Raw genomic sequence first — 625 nt, forward strand, 5'->3', positions numbered from 1 at the left:
CTGACGTGTGTGTACTGGCCGGCCAGCTCGCGGGTCAGGTCGCGGTGTTCGCGCATCACCCGTAGCCAGGGCCCGAGGGTTGGAATTCGAACCGGCACATCGCCAGTCAAACGGTGCACATCCGGTGGCTGTCGAGCGTCAGGTGAATCGGGTGTGGTGGTGGTCATGAAACCCCCTCGAACGCCGACACTTTCGTGTCAACGAATGCAGGAATTGGTGAAAAGCTTTCTCCCCCGAGCGCTTTCGTTCCTACCAGAATCCCGCGATGGCGGCAACGAACAACCAGCGGTCTCACCGGCGAAGAGGCGCGCTCGACCTCGACCCCACGGCGGTGTTCACCACGTGGTGTCCACCAATCGGCGACGGGCGGGAAAAATTTCGAGGGATACTGCGAGTATCAATTTTCGCCGCTGTCGCACGTAAACCCATCTCTATGTGGGGCTAGCGCGGGTATATATAAAAACTCTATCCCTTCAACGCCTGGCGAACCATAATTTTCCGCGTTTTGATGGTAGGGCAACTGCTCCTGCTTCGAAGGGAAATTGATTGTGGATCCGATGGTCGTTCTTTCCTGGATCGATACCGGCTCTGCGGCAGTCTCGAACGGACTGCCGATCGCCGGGCT

1 protein-coding gene is annotated in these 625 nt (G+C 58.2%); it reads right to left on the reverse strand.

The window, feature by feature from the left end; translation table 11 throughout:
* Positions 1–397: 397 nt before the first annotated feature.
* On the reverse strand, positions 398–625 hold a 228-nt coding region (locus A5780_RS42060; RefSeq protein WP_231983055.1), incomplete at its 5' end, for a hypothetical protein.

Source organism: Nocardia sp. 852002-20019_SCH5090214 (genome assembly GCF_001665865.1).
In the GTDB taxonomy this organism is placed as follows: Bacteria; Actinomycetota; Actinomycetes; order Mycobacteriales; family Mycobacteriaceae; genus Nocardia; species Nocardia nova.